Origin of the sequence: Pseudoalteromonas piscicida (assembly GCF_002208135.1) — a bacterium.
Classification (GTDB): Bacteria; Pseudomonadota; Gammaproteobacteria; order Enterobacterales; family Alteromonadaceae; genus Pseudoalteromonas; species Pseudoalteromonas piscicida_A.
Genome location: NZ_CP021646.1, coordinates 172785 through 194117 on the forward strand (window position 1 = coordinate 172785; position 21333 = coordinate 194117).

At 44.7% G+C, this 21333-nt stretch carries 13 protein-coding genes; 1 reads left to right on the top strand and 12 read right to left on the bottom strand.

The window, feature by feature from the left end; all coding sequences use genetic code 11:
* Positions 1-179: 179 nt before the first annotated feature.
* From glnA to B1L02_RS00805, 7 genes are all read right to left on the bottom strand, one after another.
* Positions 180-1586: a glutamate--ammonia ligase gene (glnA, locus tag B1L02_RS00775; protein ID WP_088529555.1), complete on the bottom strand. Its 1407-nt coding sequence runs from the start codon at positions 1584-1586 to the stop codon at positions 180-182.
* 373 nt (positions 1587-1959) lie between these two features.
* Entirely contained in the window at positions 1960-4416 is a 2457-nt protein-coding gene (locus tag B1L02_RS00780) for an ABC transporter permease (RefSeq protein WP_088529556.1), read from the bottom strand.
* 26 nt (positions 4417-4442) lie between these two features.
* The gene (locus tag B1L02_RS00785; protein ID WP_088529557.1) at positions 4443-5165 is read right to left on the bottom strand and encodes an ABC transporter ATP-binding protein; all 723 of its coding nucleotides are present in this window, start codon (positions 5163-5165) and stop codon (positions 4443-4445) included.
* 23 nt (positions 5166-5188) lie between these two features.
* On the bottom strand, positions 5189-6439 hold the full coding sequence (locus B1L02_RS00790) for an efflux RND transporter periplasmic adaptor subunit (RefSeq protein WP_223191978.1): 1251 nt from the start codon (positions 6437-6439) through the stop codon (positions 5189-5191).
* A 149-nt stretch (positions 6440-6588) separates the two neighbouring features.
* Positions 6589-7884, bottom strand: a complete 1296-nt coding sequence (locus B1L02_RS00795) for a sensor histidine kinase (RefSeq protein ID WP_088529559.1) — start codon at positions 7882-7884, stop codon at positions 6589-6591.
* Positions 7871-9232: a sigma-54-dependent transcriptional regulator gene (locus B1L02_RS00800; RefSeq protein ID WP_088529560.1), complete on the bottom strand. Its 1362-nt coding sequence runs from the start codon at positions 9230-9232 to the stop codon at positions 7871-7873. The genes B1L02_RS00795 and B1L02_RS00800 overlap by 14 nt, the downstream gene beginning before the upstream one ends.
* Before the next feature lie 42 nt (positions 9233-9274).
* A complete protein-coding gene (locus B1L02_RS00805) occupies positions 9275-11719 on the bottom strand; it encodes an ABC transporter permease (RefSeq protein WP_088529561.1) in 2445 nt (814 codons plus the stop codon).
* A 382-nt stretch (positions 11720-12101) separates the two neighbouring features.
* Between B1L02_RS00805 and typA the strand changes: the two genes are divergently transcribed.
* Positions 12102-13922, top strand: coding sequence for a translational GTPase TypA (gene typA, locus B1L02_RS00810; RefSeq protein ID WP_088529562.1), 1821 nt, complete (start codon positions 12102-12104; stop codon positions 13920-13922).
* A gap of 75 nt (positions 13923-13997) precedes the next feature.
* On the opposite strand, the gene B1L02_RS00815 is transcribed toward typA, so the two are convergent.
* The 5 genes from B1L02_RS00815 to B1L02_RS00835 all read right to left on the bottom strand — a co-directional run bounded on the left by B1L02_RS00815 (position 13998) and on the right by B1L02_RS00835 (position 21268).
* A complete protein-coding gene (locus B1L02_RS00815; protein WP_088529563.1) occupies positions 13998-14846 on the bottom strand; it encodes a CZB domain-containing protein in 849 nt (282 codons plus the stop codon).
* Between the two features lie 41 nt (positions 14847-14887).
* Entirely contained in the window at positions 14888-15892 is a 1005-nt protein-coding gene (locus B1L02_RS00820) for an ABC transporter substrate-binding protein (protein ID WP_232003122.1), read from the bottom strand.
* Positions 15893-15965: 73 nt separating this feature from the next.
* The gene (locus tag B1L02_RS00825; RefSeq protein ID WP_088529565.1) at positions 15966-18035 is read right to left on the bottom strand and encodes a GNAT family N-acetyltransferase; all 2070 of its coding nucleotides are present in this window, start codon (positions 18033-18035) and stop codon (positions 15966-15968) included.
* Positions 18013-20178 (bottom strand): DNA helicase II, encoded by a 2166-nt coding sequence (gene uvrD, locus B1L02_RS00830; RefSeq protein WP_088529566.1) that lies wholly within the window; start codon positions 20176-20178, stop codon positions 18013-18015. The genes B1L02_RS00825 and uvrD overlap by 23 nt, the downstream gene beginning before the upstream one ends.
* Positions 20179-20323: 145 nt before the next feature.
* Entirely contained in the window at positions 20324-21268 is a 945-nt protein-coding gene (locus B1L02_RS00835) for a chemotaxis protein CheV (protein ID WP_088529567.1), read from the bottom strand.
* Between the last annotated feature and the right edge of the window lie 65 nt (positions 21269-21333).

Sequence of the window (21333 nt, forward strand, 5' to 3'; positions counted from 1 at the left end):
ATGAGTAACTCCGATAATAAATTTATTCGAGATATTTAATTTAACTTTTTGAATTAAATTAAAAAAGCCCGTAGTTACGGGCTTGAGAACACATATGATTAAGAGTGCCAGAAACGCATAATGAGTTTTGGCTCTACAAGCTCAATACCGCGGTACTGAGCGTAGTAGTCGGATAGCGATTAAACGCTGTAGTACATTTCGAACTCAACTGGGTGAGTTGTCATGTTTAATTTTTCAACTTCTTTCGACTTAAGTGCGATATATGCATCGATTAGGTCGTCAGTGAATACGCCACCTTGAGTTAAGAACTCACGGTCAGCATCTAGAGAAGCAAGCGCTTCATCAAGTGATGCTGCAACCGTTGGGATTTCTGCTGCTTCTTCCGCTGGTAGGTCGTATAAATCTTTATCCATTGCATCACCAGGGTGGATCTTATTGCGGATACCGTCAAGACCAGCCATCAACTGAGCTGCGAAAGCTAGGTATGGGTTAGCCGCAGGATCTGGGAAGCGTACTTCGATACGACGACCTTTCTCTGATGGGATCACTGGGATACGGATTGATGCTGAGCGGTTACGTGCTGAGTATGCAAGCATAACTGGCGCTTCAAACCCAGGTACTAGACGCTTATAAGAGTTTGTTGCTGGGTTAGTGAATGCATTGATTGCTTTAGCATGCTTAATGATACCACCAATGTAGTAAAGCGCTTCTTCAGATAGACCGCCGTACTTATCACCTGCGAAGATGTTCTTGCCGTCTTTAGCAAGTGATTGGTGACAGTGCATACCTGAACCGTTGTCACCAACGATTGGCTTAGGCATAAAGGTTGCTGTCTTACCATATAGGTGAGCCATGTTGTGAATAACGTACTTCATCTCTTGGATTTCGTCTGCTTTAGTTACCATAGTATTAAAGCGAGTCGCAATCTCATTTTGACCAGCAGTTGCTACTTCGTGGTGGTGCGCTTCAACAACGTGGCCCATCTCTTCAAGTACTAAACAAGTAGCAGCACGCCAATCATTAGACGAATCTACCGGTGCTACTGGGAAGTAACCACCTTTTACGCCAGGACGGTGACCTGTGTTGCCGCCTTCGTAGTCTTTGTCTGAGTTCCAAGACGCTTCTTCAGCATCGATTTTGTACATTGAGCCAGACATGTCAGTTTTAAATTTAACATCGTCAAACAAGAAAAACTCTGGCTCTGGACCGAATAATACGGTGTCTGCAATACCCGTTGAACGCATGAACTCTTCAGCGCGTTTAGCTACTGAACGTGGGTCACGCTCGTAACCTTGGTGTGTGTTTGGTTCAACCACGTCACAACGAACGATAAGTGTTGTTTCTTCTGCGAATGGGTCTAGCTTAGCACTTTCTGCGTCAGGCATAAGTACCATGTCAGATTCGTTGATGCCTTTCCAACCAGCGATAGATGAGCCGTCAAACATTTTGCCGTCTTCAAAGAAGTCTTCATCGGCTTGATGATGTGGGATCGATACGTGTTGTTCTTTACCTTTTGTATCTGTGAAACGTAAATCAACAAATTTTACGTCGTGCTCTTTAATAAAATCTAAAACCGATTGTGACATGTGTCCTCCGACTCGTTGGGTTATTTTTTGCTGCAATGTACTGCAATTGCACACAGATAAGCGTGATCTGTGCCATGTTTTTAAGTATTTGATAAATATTGATTTTTAACTTTTGGGAAATTTGGGAATTAGCTTGTTGCACTAATTTGGTGCGTAAATGTTTCATTATGGTGCGCAATTTGGTGCAAGCGATTCCCTGTGATAGTCACTTTATCTTCGGGTAAGTGTTTGGGGTATTGGTATAGTTTATGAAGTGCAACAAAGCAAAAATTAATTTAATCCGATAGCTGGAAACGGGGGTAGTAGTTTTAATAAAAAAAGCAAGGCGCCTTGAGGGAGACGCCCTGCCTTCAGGGAGTTGATTTCATCGAAGCTAGTTACTTCTCAATGAGTATAATGCGGGCTTGGTAATAACCCCGCTGGCGGCTAATACAGTTGTTGCAGCGGTAATGCCGATGATAAGCGACAGCGGCAATACGAATCCAAGCAGGGAGACACTAAACATGACCTCCGAGCTTGCCAACCATGCCATCGCTGCAACGGTTGCAAATGTCGCACATCCAAGAGCCGTACAGATCACTTTGGTATTTTCTCCGAGTAACCCCAGTACAATACTTTTTGGTGATGCGCCAATTGCCATACGTACTCCGAGTTCATAGCGACGCATAGAAACACCGTAATTGAGTACGCCATATATGCCAATTAGTGCGATAAGTAAGGTGATGGTTGCCAGAGAAAGCGCAGCCCAACCTGCAACTTGGTGAATTGCGAGTGAGTTAGATAGCTGTTGCGACAAAGGTTGAATTTCAGCAACACGCCAGCGTTTAGATATTTGCGCCATGGTTTGGTTTATGGATTGGGGAAGTATCTGCTGCCCTGCGTGCGTTTGAATAATAAACGCTGGTGTATAGGCTGACAGTCGATCCACAGCCCACATGCGAGCAGTGTCAGGCTTATCTGGAATGGCCAAATTTTCACTAATACCGATGATTTCATACTGAATATGACGACGGCCATTGAGCCAATAAAAGCGTTTGCCAATAGCGTCCCCTTGTGGCGCAAGTTGTTCTGCAAAGGCTTGATTAACAATAAGTACAGCTGATTGGCTATTCACATCTTCAGTGGTGAAATTGCGACCTTGTAGCAGACTAATCTCCATCAATGGCAGATAAGATTCGTCAACGATGTTGCCTGATACCGAGTATTGCGTCTGGAATCCTGAGTCAGTCGCAAGAAACGTACTGAGTCCAAATTCAATCGGTGTGCCAGTAGTTAAGCTTACCGCTTTGAATTGTGGGTTTTGTTTGAGCGCAGCGGTAACATCTAATAATTGTTGTCTGCGCTCGGCATAAAATGCATCTCTTTGTTCACGGGCTGGACGTTGCTCTACAAGTTGGTTGAGTTCAACCTCATAGCGTTCAGAGGTTGAGAAATTAGGTGATTGGTTAAGTAATCCCCATGCATTGATAAAAGTTTGCGAACAAGCGAGTAATAATAGGCTTGCTAGAAATAGTTGGCTAAAAATTAAGGCTTTTCGGGTTGCTGTTTTGATTTGGATCCCGGTGCCTTTTCCGCTGCTTTGGAGTTGGCTATTGAGCTGCTTAACGTTAATGCGTTTGCTCACGAGCCATGCCCCGAGCGATGCCAATAACACGGCAAGAATTAAGCACAAGGCAACCGTGATGAAATTTGTACTGAGGTTGAGTACGCCAGGTAGGCTTTCTGCAGTCACCAGCCTAAGTAAGTAGTAGCATAATTCACTCACCGCAAAGGAAAGCATTGCGGCGCAGCTTGTGAGGATTAAGAGTTCGATAAATATGCCCCGAGATAAGTGGCCGCGTCCAGCGCCTAATGCAGCCTTGATAGCCAAATCACGTTGCTGATTTACCGCTCTGGCTAGAATAAGGTTAGCAATGTTGGCACAAGCAATGAGTAGCAGGCAAAGTGCACCTAACAGTAGCCAAATGGTTTTGCTGGCACTATCACCGTGAATTTTTTCTCGCAGGGGTAACAGCTCCAACGTAATGGTCATATCATCAAAGAAAGAAGAACTGGCTGTTTGGGTTTTAAAACGGCTATTGTAATGCGTGGATAGCTGGTGGTTGATAGTGGGAATATCTACCGCCCCCGCTTTTTTAATCAACACGTGTCGATTAGGACCGGTGATCCCCCAGTGCTGAGCATCGCGGCGTTGAAATGAATAATAATCCCAAGGCAACCATACGTCAGTCAGGCGGCCTGGAGTAAGCATTTCAGGTTCGCGATTTTGCTCTGATAGCACACCAATGATTTTAAAGTTTACTTGGTCTATTTGAATCGATTGACCGACGATATCGGCTGCTTGACCATAATATTTTTGCCAAGCTTGATAGGACAATACTGCGATTGGCTGCATTGAATTAAGGCCTTCGTCTGCGCTCGGTCCACGACCTAAGTGAAAAGTAAATCCTAGCATCGGCATAAATTCAGGGGTGGTATAAGTGGTATTGACTTGCGGCGTTTCAACTTTATTTCTAATCACCTCTTCGGAATAGCCAAATAGGGCGGTTTGTGACTCCGGCGTCTTTTCATTTTCATAGATCTCAAGCAGCATAGGTATCGGAGTGAAATCATCAAACTCCACTCTATCCTTGATATAGTGCACTGCTTTTGAAACGTAAAGCTGCTCTGCATTGGGGTAAGGCAACGACGCAGAGAGAATAGTAAAGTTTAAATTAAACATCGCCACAAGCGTACCTAGTGTGAGCGCAAGCGTAGAGATAATCGTGATGGTAAATACTTTTACTTTACTCAGAGAGTACAGACTGGCACTTATGTCTTTGACAAGCATATTACTTTCCTCGCTTCCATCATGGACTAGAACGTGTCAACGACTGCATTGGCGTTAGTGTTTGATTGGGGGGCCAGTATTTTGCCATCTAGAAGGTGTAGTTTGCGTGTCGCCATATCGGCATATCTAGGATCGTGCGTCACCATACATAATGTGGTCCCTTCTAGGTTTAGCGTTTTCAACATGTCCATTACGGCATCACCATTTTTTGAGTCAAGGTTACCTGTAGGTTCGTCAACAAGCAGTAATGCGGGGTTGCCGACGAGTGCGCGGGCTATAGCAATCCTTTGCTGTTGCCCACCAGAGAGCTGGTTTGGACGATGTTTTGCGCGGTGCGCCATATCTACTTTTGTTAGGCAGCTCATTACCGCGTGATCAATATCGGCATTGCTCATAGGGGTTTTACGATAACGCAATGGCAGCGCGATATTATCGTATACTGTCAGCTCATCAATTAGGTTGAATGACTGAAATATAAAGCCAATTTTTTCGTTTCGAATATGTGCAGCAGCCGCCAAAGTTAATTGGCTAACCTCAAGATCTTCAATTTTATAGCTACCATCTGTTGGCATGTCTAACAGACCAAGAATTGACAGCAGGGTAGATTTACCACATCCAGAAGGGCCACAAATAGACACGAAATCGCCTTTATATATTTCCAAGTCAATTCCACGTAATGCGTGAGTTTCCATTTCTTCGGTACTAAAAACTTTAGTGATCCCTGACATGGTTAAAATAGTTTCTTTCATAATCGTATCCTAATGATGATTTATTATTGAATGATCCGTACTTGTTTAGCGTTTTTATAAGTACTTGTATCAGAGAGTATGATTTGCTGATTTGGGGTGACACCGCTTTCAATTTGCAAGAATTTGCCTGCATCAATACCAAACGACACTATCTGAGGGGTTGCGATGTCATTGTCTAACACAAAGAGCGTTTGCTGGCTGTGTGATTGGGTGTTACTTGGGCGCTCAACATACAGTGCGTTCTTCAACTGGTGTGTGCTAATTTGCGCATCTACGTTGAGTTCTGGGCGCGCAGAATCAGGTACACCATTGACAAAAGTAAGTTCAACTTCAATGGTACCTTCTTGTACTTGCGGGCTGATCCTTGTGACTTTTGCTGGCACTTGTTCGCGGCGTGTATTGACCATAGCAAATTGACCTACCTGAATTTGTTCTGCTTTAGACTGAGATACTCTGACCAGCGCTTGAAGGTCGTTGGTGCTGCCAACTTGAGCAAGTTCTTGGCCGGCGATAACACTTTGTCCAAGTTCAACTGCGAGACGTTGTAAGACACCTTCTGTACCTGCTCGGACTGTTAGTTTCGCTTCTCTTTCTTTTAAACGAGCGAAAAGAGACTGAGCTTGGTTGATCAGTTCTTGCGAGATGGTTAAATCTTCCGAATGTAATAGCTTTAGCTGTTCTATACGTTGTTGTTGGAGCTGTACTCTTTCTGACAGCTGCTGCTCTTCAAGCTCTGCGGTTTTTACATCAATGGCGGGAACAACGCCTTGGTCTCTGAGGGTTTGCTGAGCTTCTCGGCGCATGACTAACGATTGATGTTCACTGGTAAGTTCGGCAAGGGTGGCGACTTCCATTAATAACTCTCGCTGGTTTGCAAGTTTTTGTCTGCGAAAGTTTGCTTGTTGACGGTTTAGCTCCATTTCAGCACTTTCTAATTGCTGCAAGAGATCAGGGTCTTGCATCTTCAAAATGATGGTATCAGGCTGAACTTCACCACCGGGGCGTACTAATATTTCATAGACGGTGGCAGGATCTTGGGTGGTGATCAGTTTTTGTTTATTAGAGCGAAGCACACCATAGCCGTCAACGCTAACATCTAAATCACCTTGCTTAACCTGTCCAACAATGATGGCGTGTCTTTGTAATTTGAATTCGTCCGATGTGGAGAATAGCTTGAGGCTAAGCCAAGCAAATATCAGCACTAAGGGGATTGCGATAACAAGCCCTAGCTTGTGTAGCGGCTTTGCTTGTTTTTGTTTTATTACGTCCATCATCAGTTACCTTGCTTTAATCGGTTAACCAATGAAAGCAAACGATATGCCAAACTTTATCCTGTTGTTTTTATTGGTTTTTAGTGTTTTTGTTTTACCGAAAGGTCCGATTGTGGACGTGAGAATTTAAAAACTGGACTGAGCATATTGGGTCAGTTTAGTGGCACAGGAAAGGTGAGTTGGCAAACCGATCCCTGCTTATCCTGACGATTGCTTAGGCTAATGGAGCCAGACATTTGCTCGACAAAATAGCGGCTAAGGTAAAGGCCAATACCTTCCCCCGTTTGTTTGGTTGAGTAAAATGGCACAAATAAGTTATCGTGGTTGGCAACGCCGGTACCTTCATCAAGCACCTCCAAGATAGCAATATTGTCTTTGGTATATAGCTTCAGTGTAAGCACAGAGCCCGCGGGGCTCGCTTCTATGGCGTTCTTGATGATATTGATTAGCACTTGATTAAATAAGGTTGGGTCAACATGAAAGTAGACCGGAGAAAGTTCAATTTGCCACGCTACATCTGTAAAAAGGCCTTGAACGGTTTTGCTTACTTCTAACCCCGACAGACGTTTTATCTCTACTTTTATTGGTTGGTTGAGCTGGCTGTACTTATGGATAAAATCCTGCAAATGGAAACACCGCTCAAGTACGATATTAAATGCTTCGTGATCCCTTGGGTCTTTTGCGCGAGTTTGTAAGCGTTCTAGTATGGCAGACACTGGGGTGAGGGAGTTTCTTATTTCATGGCTAATCACTCTGATCAAGCGTTGCCAAGCTTGAAGTTCCTGATCGCGCAGTGCTTGCTGAATATCGATACAGACGACAAGGTGATATGACTGATTCTGCTGAGTAAAGGTGCTGTGTCTCACTTGCCAGCGCTTATTGTTCTGTATATCGATAAAGTGCCACTGTGGAGAAGGAGTTAACCCTATCGCCTCTGGGTGGCTATATCGTAGGGTTTGCCATGGCCTTTGGAATAATTGAAAGCAGGCGTCATTGCCAAAGCACAGTTGCATACGCTGGTCGAAAATAAGCATCGGGGTATTTAACACACTGATCAGTTCAGCAACGAGGAAAGATTGCATATCTTCGTCGGTTTTTTCACTTTGTAGCATATCGGAGAGAGCATTCAGCTGATTGTGCAGCTGGGCGACAACGCCCGAAGAAAATGTCGGTTTGGCTTTTAGGCTAAAGTCACGCTTGAGCCACGCTTCGGCTTGATAGCCACAGCGCTCAAACGATAGCTTACAACGATTATAAAGCTGTTTTAGTAACAATCCTTGGCAGACAATCAGACCAGCGATTAAGAGTAAGGTAGGTAGAGGCATGAAAATAGGTATGTTAATTCCCATTTGCCAACTAACGACACAAACTCCCGCGATTTCAATTGCGATGAGTAGTAAAAACTTAACGATGAAATAGCGCGCCAAAGGTTCCTTAAATAAGTGCATATTTTTCAAGGCGTCGGTAGAGTGATTGCTTGGTGATCCCCAGTAATTCAGCAGCTTGTTGCTTGTTTCCTGCCGTATTAGTCAAAGCCTGAGCAATCAGTTGTTGTTCTGCTTGCTCCAATGTGATGAGTGGCAGCGACATGGAATTATTCGCACTTGGTTGTGAAGGCGTGCTCATATGTAATTGCTCGGGGCCGATTTCACCCGTTTGTGTTAGTAGCACGGCGCGTTCGAGCAAGTGACCAAGCTCTCTTGTATTACCCGGCCAATCGTAATGTTTTAGCTGATTTAGTGCCGAGGGTGTGAGCCTGCATTGTGTTTTTCCATATCGCTGGCCATGGGTTTTGATGAAATGTTCCGCTAACAATTCAATGTCTTCAGGGCGTGTTCGCAAGGGCGGTATTTCTATAGTTAAGGTGTTGATCCGATAAAAAAGATCTTGGCGAAATTCTGCTTGAGCGATTAACTGCTCTAATTTAGCATTAGTTGCACTGATGAGCCTTACGTCAGCGATTTCAGTGATACTTGAGCCAACTGCTTCATACTCTCGAGACTCTAGCACTCGCAGCAACTTACTTTGTTGTGCAAGCGGAAGAGTACCGATTTCATCCAAAAATAAGGTACCAAGATCCGCTAATTTAAACCGTCCTGCACGGTCTGATTTGGCGTCAGTAAATGCGCCTTTGGTATGACCAAAAAGCTCACTTTCAAACAGTTGTTCAGGGATGGTTGCCATGTTGACGGAAATAAATGGCTGCGCTGCACGCAGCGAGTGTTGATGTATCCACTGGGCTATTAAGCTTTTGCCAACCCCATTCTCTCCGGTTAACAGAATATTGGCATCCGTGGGAGCCATGGCCTCTAGTTGCGTCATCAGATGTTGCATGGCTTTGCTACGCCATAACACAGGTTTAGCATCTCCAGCGAGCGCATGCTGAAAAGCTTGGCTTTTGTTTTTTAGTTTATTGAGTTGTAACTGGCCCCTAATAACTTGTTCAAAGCGCTGGTTTTTCCATGGCTTTTCGAGAAAATCTGCCGCGCCTAGTTGCATGGCTTGAACCACAAGCTCAGTATGTGACCATGCCGTCATAGCCACAATAGGAGTGGTATTGCCAAGTTGCTGTTGCTGTCGTAAAAACCTAAGCCCCTCTTGCCCCGATGTAGAGTCTAACTCAAAGTTCATATCGAGTAGGATCAAGCTAGGCTGGTGTTGTTCAAGAAAGCTGAGTGCTTGCACTGGATTTTCGACTTCTGCGACGGCTAGACCTAAATCTTCCAATACAAATCGCGCAGCTAATCTTACTTCTCTGTTGTCTTCTATTAGCAATATTTGTGGTTTAGCACTCACTGCAAGCTTCCTTGATTTATTATTATCATCTCAATCGCTCTATTACTCTCCGCGTAGTGCATGTAATGCGGGGCGGGCAATAATATTTCTTGAAGATAGTAGCGTAACACCTGTGACCAAGGTGATAACAGTGGCAAGTGAAATTAACCAGTGGATAGCGCTATCTATTGTAATAGGTACAAGCGTATCTTGAAGTATCGAAATACTCAATAACACTAAGATAGAAGCGCACGCCGCTGCAATAATAGGTCGCAAATTATCTTGTAATACGAGTTTAAACACGGCAACCGGTGTTGCACCAACCGACATTCTCACGCCTAACTCAAACCGACGTAACGCCACGCTGTACTTACATACACCGTAAATACCAAGTGCCGCAAGCGCAAGTGCAAATATCGACAGTATCAAAGTGAACATGCTAATGACGCGAGCTTGCTGTAAGTGCGTAGCTAAAAGCATGGTCGTGGACTGAAAGTTATAGACTCGCATTTGCGGGTGGATACTTGTGAGTGCCTGATTTATTTCTGCTCGACTAATTGTGGCATGTGCTTGAGTTTCAATTAAAATAAAGGGGTAACCAGTTGGAACTGAGGGGATGAAGACCCTTGCAATATTAGGTTGTTTTGGAAGGTAAATATCCTCGACAACGCCAATCACTTCAACGCTTTGTTGACCATTTCGGGGATATAGTTTAGCGCCCAATACTTGCCCTTGTTGGCGCAATCGCGTAGCTAGGGTCTGGTTGACAATGACAACGGGCGCATTATTAATGGCCTCCTCATGAGTAAAAGTCCGACCGTCGATAAGGGTTGCCCCAAAGGTGTCAAAGTATGGCCAAGTACCAGCTGTACTTTGATATTCAAACGTGTTTTTTTCTATACCTGGTTCAAATTGCATCTGACGGTTTGAAAAGCCCGGAAGCCAATAGGAAAAGGGGGGATAGCCGCCAATGCCGACTTTGGTTATTTGCGGTAACTGTGCTAACGAGTCAACGGCAGATAAAAGCAGTTGTGAACGCTCCTCGCGGCTCATCTGCTGTAGTAAAGTGCCTAAGTTTAGTGCCACCTGATAGGTATTCTGTTCTCGTATTCCCGTATCACGTTGTAAGTTTTGCCAGCTCGTTTGAAATATCCCAAGGCAAATGGTGAGCAGTGAAAGGCAAACAAATAATTGAAATGATATTAATAAAGTACGGGTCATCGCGGAAATCTGAACACCAGTACCTTTACCACTGCTTTGCAGCTGTTGAATAATATGGCGGTAGTTAAGTTGACGGCTTACTATCCAAGAAAGTAATAAACATAATAAGGTACTGACTGTAAAGGCGAAAGCAATAGTATGCGCTTCGAGTTGTAGTTCTTGCAACCGAGCGAGTGGGCCGACAACCCCTGATTTTAGTAGCCCTATGATCCCCTCAGCGATTAAAAGCGATAATGCTGCTGCGCTGATAAATAACAGCCCCAACTCTATCGCAATGTGAAAAAATAGATGATTAGGCTTGGCACCTAAAGCGGCCTGAACGGCAAAGCTTTTTTGTTGCTCGGCGGCACGTGAAAGCACTAAATTACAAATATTACTTAATGCGATTAATAGTAATACAGTGCTTCCGAGTAGCATCATTATACTCACTTGTGATGCTTCACCAATAATACGCGTTTTTATCGGTACAAATTCGAGTTGTACTTTACTATTAGCGAAAGTTTGCTCGCCAGCAGTTTGTTGTTGTAGTTGTTCATTCAGCCAGTTTTCGAGAGCAAGCGTTGCGCGACGTGCATGTTGCACGTCATGTAACTTTAGCAATTGATATGTCTGGATATTATTCCTTTGCCATGTTGGCGTTGGAGAATCATTATAGTCATAACTGATCCATACATCGGTGTGCCAGTTAGGTGTTGATAATACCGGTTCAATGAACTGCTCGTCGGTGACGCCAACAATTTTGAAACTCACTCCCTTAAATACCAATGTTTGGTCTAGAACGTTTGCATTTCCGCCGAAATAACGTTGCCACACTTGGTACGAAACGATCGCGACAGGTTGTTGGCTATCCATCCCTTCATCTACTGAAAAGTATCGTCCCAACGCCAGTGGTACATTGAGTATCGACATAAATTCGGGGGTGATCGCGCCAGTATTAAATGTTGGGCTGCTCGGTAAACTTTGTTCAACATCAATACTGATATTCTGAATGGCCATCACTTCGATATCAGAAAATTGTGCTTGCTTGTCATACGCCTCTAAGCTGCCAGCATGAGGAATAAAATTGCGTTGCTTCACTTCATTATTGTCATCTACCAACGCGCCACGCATTAACACTAAACGCTCTGCATCTGGGTAGGGAAGCGGAGCTGCGAGCAATTGGTAGTTTAAGTTATACATCGCTACCAAAGCACCGAGTGTCAGCGCTAGAGTAATTATTATTGTTAGGGTGTAGCTGATATGGCAGCGAAGTTTTTGCCAGGCCATTTTAAGTGAATGCGTTACCATATTTACTCCTAATCCGCTCACGTTGTGCGCCAGTATGCTGTGATAGTTATGCTACTTTATAGGGGGAAAGCAACGCCTATGCCAAACTTTACCTCATTGATATTAATGATATTTGTATTTTATTTACAAGTGTTCAGTCCATAATCGGACGATAAAAGGCCATAAATGGACTATAGCTGCATAAGACCGTGCAGAAGCCACACTAGGTTGTTGATTTATGCGTTTCTGATGAGGATTATTGAAAAAAATGTTGGATAAACTTTCATCTGTCACATTAATAGTAGATAATACGCGACCTTTAATTCTCAATCGGGCAATCTCAACGCGCATTTTTGCGTAGATCGACTAGGATCACTGAGGGCCAACTTCACTGAGTAATAATATGAGCATCGAAAAGTTAAGAAATATCGCGATTATCGCGCACGTAGACCACGGTAAAACAACGCTTGTAGACAAGCTACTTGAGCAATCAGGTACACTACAGCAGCGCGGTGGTAATGAAGAGCGAGTGATGGACTCAAACGATCTTGAAAGAGAGCGTGGTATCACCATCCTTGCAAAAAATACCGCAATCAAGTGGAACGACTACCGTATCAATATCGTAGATACTCCGGGACACGCCGACTTCGGTGGTGAAGTAGAACGTGTTCTTTCGATGGCTGACTCAGTATTGCTACTAGTTGATGCACAAGAAGGTCCGATGCCACAAACGCGTTTCGTAACGCAAAAGGCGTTTGCTCAGGGTCTTAAGCCAATTGTTGTAATCAACAAAATTGACAAGCCGGGTGCTCGTCCTGATTGGGTAATGGACCAAGTGTTCGATCTATTTGATAACTTAGGTGCCACTGACGAACAGTTAGACTTTAAAGTGATCTACGCATCAGCAATCAACGGTTGGGCAACACTTGACCTAGATGAGCCGTCTGACAACATGGAACCGATGTTCCAAGCTATCGTAGACGAAGTTGAAGCGCCTAACGCGGATCCTGAAGGTCCGTTCCAGATGCAAATTTCTCAGCTTGATTACAACTCATATGTTGGTGTTATCGGTGTTGGCCGTGTGAAGCGTGGTTCAGTTAAACCTAACCAACAAGTGACTATCGTGGGTGCTGATGGTAAGGCGCGTAACGGTAAAGTTGGCCAAGTACTTGGTTACTTAGGTCTTGACCGTCACGAAGTTGAGCTAGCAACGGCTGGTGATATTATTGCAATCACAGGTCTTGGTGAGCTGAAGATCTCTGACACTATTTGTTGCCAGAATAACGTTGAAGCGCTACCGCCATTGTCTGTTGACGAACCAACGGTAACTATGACGTTCTCAGTAAACACTTCTCCGTTCTCGGGCCAAGAAGGTAAATACGTCACTTCTCGTAATATCCTTGAGCGTCTAGAAGCTGAACTTGTGCACAACGTTGCATTACGTGTTGAAGAAACGGATAACCCAGATAGCTTCCGCGTATCTGGTCGTGGTGAACTTCACTTAGGTATTCTTATTGAGAACATGCGTCGTGAAGGTTATGAGATTGCAGTATCTCGTCCAGAAGTAATCTTGCGCCATGTTGATGGTCAGCTAGAAGAACCGTACGAAACAGTGACAATTGACTGTCAAGAAGAGCACCAAGGTTCTATCATGGAGCAGCTTGGTCTGCGTAAAGCGGAAATGACTGACATGTCTCCTGATGGCAAAGGCCGTGTACGCATGGACTTCATGATGCCTGCACGTGGTCTAATCGGTTTCCAAACTGAATTTATGACGTTAACGTCTGGTTCTGGTTTGATGTACCACACGTTCTCACACTACGGCCCGCATAAAGGCGGTAATATCGGCCAGCGTAAGAACGGTGTACTAATCGCGAACGCAGCAGGTAAGGCGCTAACAAACGCACTATTCAACCTACAAGAGCGTGGTCGCCTATTCATCGGTCACGGTGTTGAAGTATACGAAGGTATGGTCATTGGTATTCATAGCCGTGATAACGACCTAACAGTAAACGCGCTTAAAGGTAAGCAGCTAACAAACGTACGTGCATCTGGTACTGATGAAGCACAAAACCTTGTTCCACCTGTTGTTATGTCTTTAGAGCAAGCACTTGAGTTCATCGATGACGACGAGCTGGTAGAAGTAACGCCTGAAAGCATCCGTATTCGTAAGAAGTTACTAACTGAAAGCGAGCGTAAACGCGCTAGCCGCCAAGCTAAGTAACCAGAGCTCAGGCTACTTTAGAATAAAAAAACGCCGCAATTTTTTGCGGCGTTTTTTATGCTCTATTTTTTAATCCTAAAACAAGCCATACTCTTCCGTTTCTTCTGGTTCATAGTGTTGTAAATGCTCTGGGCGGAAAATGGCGCTTGGGTCAATCAATACGCTGTGGCGTTTACCCATCTTGACCAAACCTTTCATCAACTTTTTGGTTTGCGCATCAATTTCAAAACCGATACTGGTCATTTCCTGCAGCGATTTAATATCACTTTCATCACAGTGAACGTTATCTTCTACCTTATCGACAAGCAAACCAATATGTGGATTTTGGCCATCTTGAGTGGTAAAGACGATGATAGGTTTATGATCGAGCATGATCTGATCACGGGCGGATTCAAACAATCGCATGAGTTTATTAAAAGTGGTGCTTTTTTCACGAGCGAGCGTATCTATAGCCTCTTGTTTATGTCCCTGTGCACACATCACTAACAGTTTATCTGCTAAATAATGTAGTTTTGTATGTGGCTCTTCGAAGCGCTTTAGGAGCGCCTTGAGGTCGTCATTTTCAGTTTTGAAGCCGTAATACCACTGTCCAAAAGCACATTGCTTTGGATCTTTGGCTTTAGTGAAGGGCACATCATTAAAAATGCTTGCTTCGAGTGCAACAAGCCACTCTTTGTGATCTTGCTCTCGCTGCTTTAGCATGCTGACCAATTCTTGATTGGTTTCGTAGGAGGAGCGCTTGTTCAATATGATCCCTAAATCGAAAATAGGGGTCGGCACGCCCATGTAATCTTTGACACCCAAAAAGCTGGGGTTGTCATTGGGTAAATCCGTTAAGTTTTCTTCGTAGCGTTCAGTTAATAGAATATCGAGGATTTGCAGTGATATTGTTTTTTTCCCGACGCGAAAGTTAATTAGATCCATGTCAGCCTCGCATATAATCAGTATCAACTAAGCATAGAACATTATTGAAAAAAGGAGCGGTAAACAGGCAATTTCTTTTGCCCTGGTTGGAGCATAAATACCTCTCGAATAACGGCGTTATATTCCAACTCGTGTTGTAATGCGTTTAGTAGGCAATCGCTGGCGATGGGCAGATCACATTGCTGGATAGCGGTCGTTAATAAGTAGGCATTGAGATAGCCTTCAAACACCTGCTCGTTATGGGAAAGCGTGGTATTGTGAACGGCTTCGCGAAAAGAGTCACAAAGCTTGCCCTTACAAATCGCAGGGTCGGGTACAACTTCGGTGACTAAAACTTTGGGCTTACCTCTGAGTCTGGCAAACAGCTCATTTGAGGAGGCAAATGAAACGGTAGCGTATTGTGTTTCGAGGCCAACTTCCATGGCGTGGTTGATAAACTTAGACAGTGGCTTGTAGGTGCCGACCATGGCTAAGCCTTCAATTTTATGACGCTGTGCTTGTTCAAGAGCCCGTTCTATATCATCAGTATTACGTCTAAAGCGCGTTATCACAACGGGTTTGAATCCTCGTTCCGCAAGCGCTTTGGTTAGGCTTTGTTCTACGGTTAGACCAAATTCATCGGCTTGAATAAGCAAAGCCACCCGCTTTAATTTTTGTTCATCGACAAAGTAGCGGATGATATCTTGTGCTTCTTTATTGTAGCTTGTGCGGAGATTGAAGACGTTAAATGTATGCGCATTTTGAAGAAACTCAGCGCCAGTATATGGCATGAGAAGGGGAACTTTAGAGTGCTCTAAAATAGGCTTTATGGCATAAGATGTGGGCGTGCCCATCACGCCAAACAACGCATCGACCTTATTTTCGTAAACGAGCTTACGAACATTGGTTACGGTTCTATGTGGCTCATAGCCATCATCCAACACTTGCAACTCAATCGCAGCTGCACCATTCGCTTTGTGCTGGTTATAAAAGTCAAAGTGGAGCTCGGCACCCGCTTTAAGTTGTTGACCAATCTCTTTTGCGGGTCCTGAGAGAGCAGTAGACATGCCAATTTTCACCACATGTTGAGCGGATGCTGTAAAATTCAGTACAGCAGAAGCAAAAATGAATAGTAAAAACTTAACACTGAAAATACTCATATACTTGCTGCACTGTCTCTCTTAGCGTTGTGGTGAGGGCCTTTTTACCAGATATCCCAAGCAAGTTAAGTACAACTTGGGTCGAATGTTGCTGTAATATTAGACGAATTACTAATGCTTTGGAAACTTTAGTTAAGTTTTTAAGCAATCGAGGATCGGTTGTGAACAACTGCCATAAAAAAGGACATACTTGTTGCTCCACCGGATTGCTTTTACGTAAGTAGTGCAAATAATCCAGCTGCTCGTTAGTTATATGTTCAAAGGGTAAGGTCGCTAATATAGCGGCAACCACCTCAGTATCGAGTTGTTGATAGTGCGAGCGCAACTGGTATAAAAAAGCTTGTTTGAATATTCGAGTATAGGTGCTGTCTAAGTCGCCTCGGACTTTTTTGAGCATCAAAACCGCGTATTCGCCACTGGCCTTATCTTGCTTAAACCCCAGCTTCACTGGCTGATAGTGCCGTTGTGACCAAAATGAAAGTAATGACGCAGTGAGGCCAAAACTGGTTCCTATGTAACTGATATCTTTGGGTAATGTGGTTTCAAAGAACGCTAGTAGTCGGCGGCCAATTCCGTGCTGTTGTACATCCGGGTGCACGGCTATTCTAACGATTCTTGCGCTTTTTTCGGTGACAAATCGACTATCACCAAAGCTTGTCGTTAGCTGCTGCGCCATGAGATGACCTGCGGGTCTTCGCTTTCCTACTAGAATATCTTCTGCGAGATCTGAAGTGAGCCCGCCTTCGATGACAGCAAGGCAAATTCCTACTAGCTTGTTATTGCAAAATGCACCTCGTAAATGCAGATCGGGTGCATCTAACAATTGCCTTAAATCATCCACGCTGGTTTGATAATGCGCTAATACGAGCAGTGAAAAAACTTGCTCAAGTAACTGACTATTCTCTATCAACTCACTCTGGGAAATAGCGCGCATTGTGGTTGATGAAGTGAGTATGGGTGATGTCGCTTTACACTCTAGTACAAATAAATCCCTGACCTGCTGCTCCAGTGGATCATTCGATGCGTAACGAATAGGAGTCGATAGGGTGAAATCAAGATAACTTGGGTAATGTGATTCTAAGTAGCGTTTAAACCGTAAGGTGTAGCCTCTACCATTACCCTCATAACCAACTAAGGTGCTGGAAAAAATGCAGCGAAAGCCAAGTTGAGCGACTTGTATTAAAAATGGAACTGGCAGTGCGGCTGCCTCATCCACCAAAATAACCGTATTGCTATCAAGCGCAGAAGCTTGTTGTAGTAACGCATCTGGTGCCATGTAGCTGAGATTAGCCAGCGTCTTCGTTTTTACATCAGCCTCGGTATTGAGTGCTTGGGCAAGCATGGTAAAGCAGCTATGCAGTGCGTGAAAATGGCGGCTACAAATAATAAATTGCTGTGTAGGGTGCTTTGATGCCAAGAGGCCCAGTAGCGCGCTCTTCCCCCGTCCTCTATCTGCGCTTAGTAACACAGGGGTTTGGTGGTTTTCCAATGCTGTGGAGAGTTGTGTGAGTACGTATTGTTGCTCCTCAATACCGCAAGTCGTTGAACTTACAGCGAGATACTCTGAGGGCAGTTGACTGCCGAAGTGCTCGCTTACCTGCCAAGCTGGTTGGTGCTGCCAGAGCCGCTGCCATCTTTTTAAAAAGTAGCTCTGCTTGGGCGTTTGTCCTGCTGAGCACCAGCGGGTTATTGCAGGGTCTAGCCAGTGCTCGAGTCTGTCTAACTCGGGAAGTAACAACAGGAATAAGCCACCAGCTTTTACCGTGCCCGCTGCAGCTGCGATTTTGTTAGGCACAATACCGCTAAAGCCGTCGTAGACTAGGTTGCTAAATTCTTGACCGAGTATTTGGTGTAAATGCTCGGGCCAAACAGCATTTTCTAGGGACTTACTGCTACTCAGGATAAAGTTATTGTTTGAGTTTGCTAATAGCTGCTGGCACTGCGTGTAACACCAAGCTTGGCTGCCGGTGATAAGCAAGAGTTGCCGATGGCGCGCATCGGCAAGCTGAGAACGTAATTGTGGCAGATTAGAGTACTTGAAGTCTTGCATAGGCGGTTACTAACCACTTACTACCAACATCATCAAAGCTAACTTGAATGCGAGATTGAGCACCTGCACCTTCATAGTTAAGTACTGTGCCTGCACCAAATTTGGCATGGAGGACACGCTGGCCTAAATTAAAGCCGCTATCTTCAAAGGTCGCGTGACTGATTGATGGACTGAATCGACCCGAATTAGCCGGACGAGAAATTTGTGTTTTAATCCGGATTTCTTCCATACAATCTTCAGGAATTTCGCGTAAGAACCTTGAAGGGCTGTGGTGTTTTTCTTGGCCATACAAGCGGCGACTTTCTGCGTGACTAATATACAGCTTATCCATTGCACGCGTCATACCTACGTAGCACAAGCGGCGCTCTTCTTCCAAGCGACCCGACTCTTCATTACTTTGCTGCGATGGGAACATGCCTTCTTCCACCCCAACCATAAAGACCAATGGAAACTCGAGACCTTTGGCTGAGTGCAGAGTCATCATTTGTACTGCGTCTTCGTGTTCGTCTGCCTGACCTTCACCAGCCTCTAAAGAGGTATAGGCTAAAAAGCCTTGTAAAGGGGAAGTGAAATCTTCATCGATAGGGAGCTCATACTGACCACAAGCACTGATTAATTCTTCCAAATTTTCCACTCGAGCGCGGCCTTTCTCGCCTTTCTCGGCCTGATACATTGCCATTAGACCTGACTGCTCGATGGCTGTCTGCGCTTGTTGTGCTAGCTCAAGCTCGGCAATTTTATCGTCGAGCTGTTCGACCAATTCAATAAATTTTGTCACCGCCGTGGCTGCTCGTCCCGCGAGATGTTTTTGCGCAAGCACAGCCTTAGCTGCATCCCAAAGTGAGAGTGACTCGTGACGTGCGCAATCGCGGATATGGCTTAATGTTTTATCACCAATACCACGCGTAGGCGTGTTTATCACACGCTCAAATGCTGCGTCGTCATTGCGATTGCTGATTATACGAAGGTAAGACAGGGCATCTTTAATCTCTTGGCGCTCGAAGAAGCGCATACCGCCATAAATACGGTATTTTAACCCTTCTTGAAGTAGGGCTTCTTCTAACACCCGGGACTGTGCGTTGTTTCTGTAGAGTACGGCGCTGTCGCTAAGTGCATTGCCAGTCTGTAGCCAAGATTTAATTTTTCCAACCACAAAGCGTGCTTCATCAAGTTCATTAAAAGCGGCGTAAATTGAAATCGGCTCGCCTTGGTTACCGTCGGTCCAGAGACTTTTACCCATTCGTTCCGCGTTGTTTTCAATGAGCGCGTTGGATGCTTTTAGAATGGTTGCAGTAGAACGATAATTTTGTTCAAGGCGAATGGTTTCGGCGTTAAAGTCGTCCAGAAAACGTTTGATGTTTTCTATTTTTGCACCACGCCAGCCGTAAATACTTTGGTCGTCATCACCTACGATCATAATATTGTTGTCACTACCTGCTAGCAGGCGTAGCCATAAATATTGAATGCTGTTGGTATCTTGAAACTCGTCCACTAGCATATGGCGGAAGCGTTGTTGGTAGTGACGCAGTAAGGTAGGTTGTTGTTGCAATAGCTCGTAGCAGCGCAATAGAATCTCGGCGAAGTCAACAAGACCGGCCCTATCACAGGCATCTTGGTAAGCGCTGTACACGTTCAACATCAGCTGTTCATTGACATCGTATGCTTGAATATCTTTTGGTCTTAACCCTTCGTCTTTACGCGCGCTGATGTACCAGCTTAACTGCTTAGGTGGCCACTTTTTCTCGTCAATATTCATGGCTTTGAGCAAACGGCGGATCATTCGTTGCTGATCATCGCTATCTAGAATTTGAAACGATTCTGGTAATTTAGCTTCACGGTGGTGGGCGCGTAACATGCGGTGAGCAAGGCCATGGAAAGTACCTATCCACATGCCACCAACAGGGCCATTGAGCGTCGCTTCAACACGAGCGCGCATTTCTTTGGCTGCTTTATTGGTAAAGGTTACCGCAAAAATACTAAATGGAGAGGCGTGTTCAACCTGCATAAGCCAAGCAATACGATGAACGAGTACTCGTGTTTTCCCTGACCCCGCACCTGCGAGCACTAACATGTTTTGCAGAGGAGCGGCGACTGCATCGCGCTGTTTGTCGTTGAGGCCGTCGAGTAATTCTGATACGTCCATTGCTTTGCCTATTTGCTCAAATGATGGCAAGTATACCGAGTCGCTGCCGTAAATCCCAGCATATCGCGAAGCAAACCCAATAGAGTAAAGGTAACATTATGATTTATAAAGAAACATGGGCTGGTTTTTTATACAGTGTTTGTATTTATTTTTGCAAAACGTCCTTTAACCGATTTTGTACCTCTGTTACCAATAAATCGGGCTGGAACTTTGATAGAAACGCATTACAACCTACTTTTTCGACCATGGCGTTATTAAAGCTGCCACTGAGTGAGGTGTTGAGAATGACATAAAGGTCTTTCAGGCGACTGTCATTGCGAATTTCATAGGTGAGCCGATAACCATCCATAACTGGCATTTCGGCATCGGTGATCACCGCAAGTAATTCTTTTTGTACGTCGATACCTTCGTCAGCCCAGTGCTTTAGCACATTGAGCGCCTCTTGACCGTCAGTCGCTGGGATGATTTCTATGCCCAATTGGGCCAAGGTATCGGCAACTTGACGCCGTGCGGTCGGCGAATCATCGGCATGTAGAATTTTACGGCCATGAAACTCATTGATGATATCTTTATCCAGAATGTCTTGCGGGATCTCAACTTTGTACTCAACGATTTCGGCAAGTACCTTTTCCACATCGATGATTTCAACGATGTGCTCAGCGCCGTCACGTTTGATTTTAGTCAGTGCGGTGAGGTAGTGATTGCGGCCAACTGACTTAGGGGTTGGCATAATATCTGACCAAGTAGTATTGACGATTTGGTCAACCTTACCTACTAAGAAGGCCTGCACTGAGCGGTTGTATTCTGTAATAACTAAGTTACAGTCTTTGTCCCGTTCACATGGCGGCATGCATATCGCTTGTCGTAAATCGATAACCGGAATAGACTCGCCACGAATATTGGTTACGCCACACACTTTAGGATGTGCATTGGGCATTTTGTTGAGATGAGGGAGCTTAACCACTTCTTTTACCTTGAAGACGTTGAGCGCAAAAAAGTGACGGCTATGAAGATGAAACAATAGCAACTCAAGGCGGTTTTCACCCACCAGTTGTGTGCGTTGATCTACTGAGGCCAATACGCCAGCCATGTTAACCCCTCATTACTTCTTGTAACCTTTTATAAGACTATATCAAAGAAGTCGATATGTCGTGT

Bases quoted from the DNA above. Each gene is read 5' to 3' on its own strand.
- glnA (WP_088529555.1), bottom strand. From the start codon at position 1,586: ATGTCACAATCGGTTTTAGATTTTATTAAAGAGCACGACGTAAAATTT.
- B1L02_RS00780 (WP_088529556.1), bottom strand. From the start codon at position 4,416: ATGCTTGTCAAAGACATAAGTGCCAGTCTGTACTCTCTGAGTAAAGTA.
- B1L02_RS00785 (WP_088529557.1), bottom strand. From the start codon at position 5,165: ATGAAAGAAACTATTTTAACCATGTCAGGGATCACTAAAGTTTTTAGT.
- B1L02_RS00790 (WP_223191978.1), bottom strand. From the start codon at position 6,439: ATGATGGACGTAATAAAACAAAAACAAGCAAAGCCGCTACACAAGCTA.
- B1L02_RS00795 (WP_088529559.1), bottom strand. From the start codon at position 7,884: ATGCACTTATTTAAGGAACCTTTGGCGCGCTATTTCATCGTTAAGTTT.
- B1L02_RS00805 (WP_088529561.1), bottom strand. From the start codon at position 11,719: ATGGTAACGCATTCACTTAAAATGGCCTGGCAAAAACTTCGCTGCCAT.
- typA (WP_088529562.1), top strand. From the start codon at position 12,102: ATGAGCATCGAAAAGTTAAGAAATATCGCGATTATCGCGCACGTAGAC.
- B1L02_RS00815 (WP_088529563.1), bottom strand. From the start codon at position 14,846: ATGGATCTAATTAACTTTCGCGTCGGGAAAAAAACAATATCACTGCAA.
- B1L02_RS00820 (WP_232003122.1), bottom strand. From the start codon at position 15,892: ATGTCTACTGCTCTCTCAGGACCCGCAAAAGAGATTGGTCAACAACTT.
- B1L02_RS00825 (WP_088529565.1), bottom strand. From the start codon at position 18,035: ATGCAAGACTTCAAGTACTCTAATCTGCCACAATTACGTTCTCAGCTT.
- uvrD (WP_088529566.1), bottom strand. From the start codon at position 20,178: ATGGACGTATCAGAATTACTCGACGGCCTCAACGACAAACAGCGCGAT.
- B1L02_RS00835 (WP_088529567.1), bottom strand. From the start codon at position 21,268: ATGGCTGGCGTATTGGCCTCAGTAGATCAACGCACACAACTGGTGGGT.